This window comes from Actinophytocola sp. (genome assembly GCF_036002505.1).
Taxonomy (GTDB): Bacteria; Actinomycetota; Actinomycetes; order Mycobacteriales; family Pseudonocardiaceae; genus DASYTH01.
In genome coordinates this window covers 1-3,599 of the sequence record NZ_DASYTH010000108.1, presented here as the reverse complement: position 1 = coordinate 3,599, position 3,599 = coordinate 1, and the positions used below count along the sequence as shown (strand labels likewise).

4 protein-coding genes are annotated in these 3,599 nt (G+C 73.2%); 3 read left to right on the top strand and 1 reads right to left on the bottom strand.

Annotated elements, in window-relative coordinates; all coding sequences use genetic code 11:
• Window positions 1-589 (bottom strand): methylenetetrahydrofolate reductase (locus VGR06_RS08615; protein WP_327558448.1); only part of this gene is annotated, 589 nt, incomplete at its 3' end.
• A gap of 89 nt (window positions 590-678) precedes the next feature.
• On the opposite strand from VGR06_RS08615, the gene VGR06_RS08610 reads away from it, so the two are divergent.
• From VGR06_RS08610 to VGR06_RS08600, 3 genes are all read left to right on the top strand, one after another.
• Entirely contained in the window at window positions 679-1,743 is a 1,065-nt protein-coding gene (locus VGR06_RS08610; protein WP_414637199.1) for a polyprenyl synthetase family protein, read from the top strand.
• Window positions 1,744-3,216, top strand: a complete 1,473-nt coding sequence (crtI, locus tag VGR06_RS08605; RefSeq protein WP_327558447.1) for a phytoene desaturase family protein — start codon at window positions 1,744-1,746, stop codon at window positions 3,214-3,216. It abuts the gene before it with no gap.
• 87 nt (window positions 3,217-3,303) lie between these two features.
• The coding region (locus VGR06_RS08600) for a hypothetical protein (protein WP_327558446.1) at window positions 3,304-3,599 on the top strand (296 nt) is incomplete at its 3' end.

The following is a 3,599-nucleotide window of genomic DNA, read 5'->3' as shown; positions in this document are numbered from 1 at the left end:
CGGCGACGCGGTCGCGGAGGCGGAGGAAGTCCTCGGGCTGGAAGAAGATTTGGGCGATGGCGAAGTCGGCGCCGGCGTTGAGTTTGCGGACCAGGTGGTCGGTGTCGGTGTCCACATCGGACGAACGGGGGTGGCCGTAGGGGAACGCGGCCACGCCGACGCAGAAGTTGCCGAGCTCGCGGACGAGGCGGACGAGCTCCTCGGCGTAGGCGAGGCCCTGGGGGTGCTGGACCCACTCGCCGTTCGGGTTGCCCGGCGGATCCCCGCGCAGCGCAAGGATGTTCCGGATGCCGAGCTCGGCGTACCAGCCGATCACGTTGCGCAGCTCGGCAATCGAGTGCTCAACCGCGCAGAGGTGCGCCATCGGCACCAGGGTGGTCTCCCGGGCGACCCGGCCGGTGGTGCGGATCGTGCGATCCCGGCTGGAGCCCCCGGCCCCGTAGGTCACCGAGACAAAAGCCGGATCCAAGCCCTCGAGCGAACGAATCGCGTTCCACAACCGGAGCTCGTCCTCGTCGTCACGGGGCGGCATGAACTCCACGGAGAACACGGGTCGGTCGCGGCGCAGGCGTTCCACCACCGCGGTCATGAGCAACAGGGTAATGGAGCCCCGGTAGGACGGTTAGGGCCGTCACAGCGCACCATGGTCACGTGCCAGTGCCACCCGAGCCGACCGCGATCGGCAGCGTCGACGATGCCGTACCTGCGCACGTCGAGGATGCCCTGCGCACGTACATGTCCGAGCGCCGGGTGGGCGTGGTCGAGCGGGCGCCCGCGTTCGCCGACGCCGTCGACGCGCTGATCGCGTTCGTGCTCGGCGGCGGCAAGCGCCTCCGCCCGACGTTCGCGTGGTGGGGCTGGCGCGGCGCGGGTGGCGCGCCGGACGCGGCGGTGCTGAACGCGGTGAGCGCGCTGGAGCTGCTGCAGGCCTGCGCGCTGGTGCACGACGACCTGATGGACGCCTCGCACGTGCGCCGCGGCTCGCCGACCGTGCACGTCGCGTTCGCCGACCTGCACCGCACCAAGGGCTGGCTGGGTGAGCCGGACCGGTTCGGCCTGGCCGCGGCGATCCTCGTCGGCGACCTGGCCCTGACCTGGGCCGAGGACATGTTCACCGGAGCAGGGCTGGCAAAGGGACGGGCCCTGGAGCCGTGGCAGGCGATGCGCTCGGAGGTGCTGGCCGGGCAGTTCCTCGACGTGCTGGCCCAGGCCACCGGGGACGAGTCGACGGCCTCGGCGCTGGCCGTGGCCCGGATGAAGACCGCGGCGTACACGGTGGAGCGGCCGCTGCACCTCGGCGCGGCGCTGGCCGGTGCGGAGGCGCCGGTGGTGCGCGCGGTCCGGCGGTTCGGCGCGGACATCGGAGTGGCGTTCCAGCTCCGGGACGACCTGCTCGGGATGTTCGGCGACACCGCGGCCACCGGGAAACCGGCTGGCGACGACCTGCGCGAGGGCAAGCGCACGCTCCTGGTGGCGCTGGGCCTGCGGCGGGCGGAGCGGGCCGGCCGGCACGCCGACGCCGAGGCGTTGCGGGCGGCCCTGGGTGATCAGAACCTGACCGAGGCGGCGATCGAACGGATCCGCTCGGTGCTCGTCGACATCGGCGCGGTAGCCGCGGTGGAGCGGCGGATCGAGGAGCTGACCGGGTCCGCGACGGCCGCGCTCGCCGAGGCGCACCTGGCCGAACCGGCGGCCACCCGGCTGGCCGAGCTGGCCGTGGCGGCGACGAGCCGGGACCGCTGAGTGCGGCGCGTTCCGGGCCGGACCGACCATGTGGTGGTGGTCGGCGCGGGCCTCGCCGGGCTGTCCGCGACCCTGTACCTGCTCGGCGCGGGCCGCCAGGTGACCGTGCTGGAGGCCGAGGCCACGCCCGGCGGCCGGGCCGGATCGTCCATGATGGACGGCTACTCGACGGACACCGGCGCCACCGTGCTGACCATGCCGGAGCTGGTGGACGAAGCGCTCGCCGCGGTCGGCTCGTCGCTGAAAGAGCGCATCGACCTCATCCCGCTGGATCCGGCCTACCTGGCGCACTTCGCCGACGGCAGCACGATCGCGGTGCACACCGGCGCGGAGGCGATGGCCGGCGAGGTCAAGCGGGTGGCCGGCGAGCGGGAGGCCGACGGGTACCGGCGGCTGCGGGCCTGGCTCACCGAGCTGTACCGGGTGCAGCGCGACTCGTTCATCGGCGCCAACCTCGACTCGCCGCTGGACCTGCTCGTGCCGAAGCTGGCGAACCTGTTGGCGCTGGGCGGTTTCGGCCGGCTCGGCCCGGCGGTCGGCCGGTTCCTGCGCGACGAGCGGCTGCGCCGGCTGTTCACGTTCCAGTCCCTCTACGCGGGCGTGCCGCCGGCCCGGGCGCTGGCCGCCTACGCCGTGATCGCCTACATGGACACTGTGGCCGGCGTGTACTTCCCCCGCGGCGGGGTCGGCGCGGTGGCCCGGGCGATGGCCGCGGCGGCCGCCGAAGCCGGCGCTGTGTTCCACTACTCGACCCGGGTGGATCGCTTGGAGCGCAAGGGTTCCCGGGTGACGGCCGTGCACTGCGGCGAGCGCGTCCGGTGCGACGCCGTGGTGCTCACCCCGGATCTTCCGGTGAGCTACCGGCTGCTCGGCCGCACCCCGCGCCGCCGGTTGCGGTGGTCGCCGTCGGCCGTCGTGCTGCACGCCGGGCTGACCAGGACCTGGCCGGAGCTCGGTCACCACACGCTGCTCTTCGGCGCGCACTGGGACCGGACGTTCCAGGAGATCACCACGGCCGGCCGGCTGATGAGCGACCCGTCGCTGCTCGTCACCCGCCCGACCGCGACCGACCCGGCCCTCGCGCCGCCGGGCCGGCACCTGGTCTCGGTTCTCGCCCCCTGCCCGAACCTCGAGGTCGGCCCGCTCGACTGGGCCCGAATCGGCCCTGCCTACCGCGCCGAGCTCGGCCGGGTGCTCGAGGCCCGCGGGTTGACCGGTTTCGAGGACGCGGTCGAGGTCGAGCACCTGGTCACGCCGGCTGGGTGGGCGGCAGCCGGGCTGGGCGCCGGGACCCCGTTCTCCCTGGCCCACACGTTCCCGCAGACCGGACCGTTCCGACCGCGCAACCTGGTCCCCGGCCTGGAGAACGCCGTGCTCGCCGGCTGCGGCACCACACCGGGGGTCGGTATTCCACCCGTCCTGATTTCCGGCAAACTTGCGATGGAACGCATCGTTCGACCTGCCACCCGATGACAGGGTGAGCATCGAAACGCGATACTGCTAGGGCTTGGTTCGCGATGCCGCACACTGGGTTACGTGCGGCACGAGGTGGGAGCGCGGATGACTCAGGGACATCGGGGGTGGCCCAGGCTCGTCGCGCTGCTCAGCCTGGTCGCCCTGCTGGTCACCGCGTGCAGCAACACGGTCAACGGCGCGCCGGTGCCCGTGGTGATCCCACCGCCGTCGGCCGCCGAGTCCATCGCGCAGTCCCTGCTGAACCTCGGCGAGGCCGGCGCCGCGCACTACAAGGGCACGTTCACCTCGGCCTCCGACGAGAAGGTCACGTTCGACGTCACCGTGTCGTCGGCCGGCGACGTGCTCGGCTCGATCACCGCGGACGGCAACCCGGCCACCAT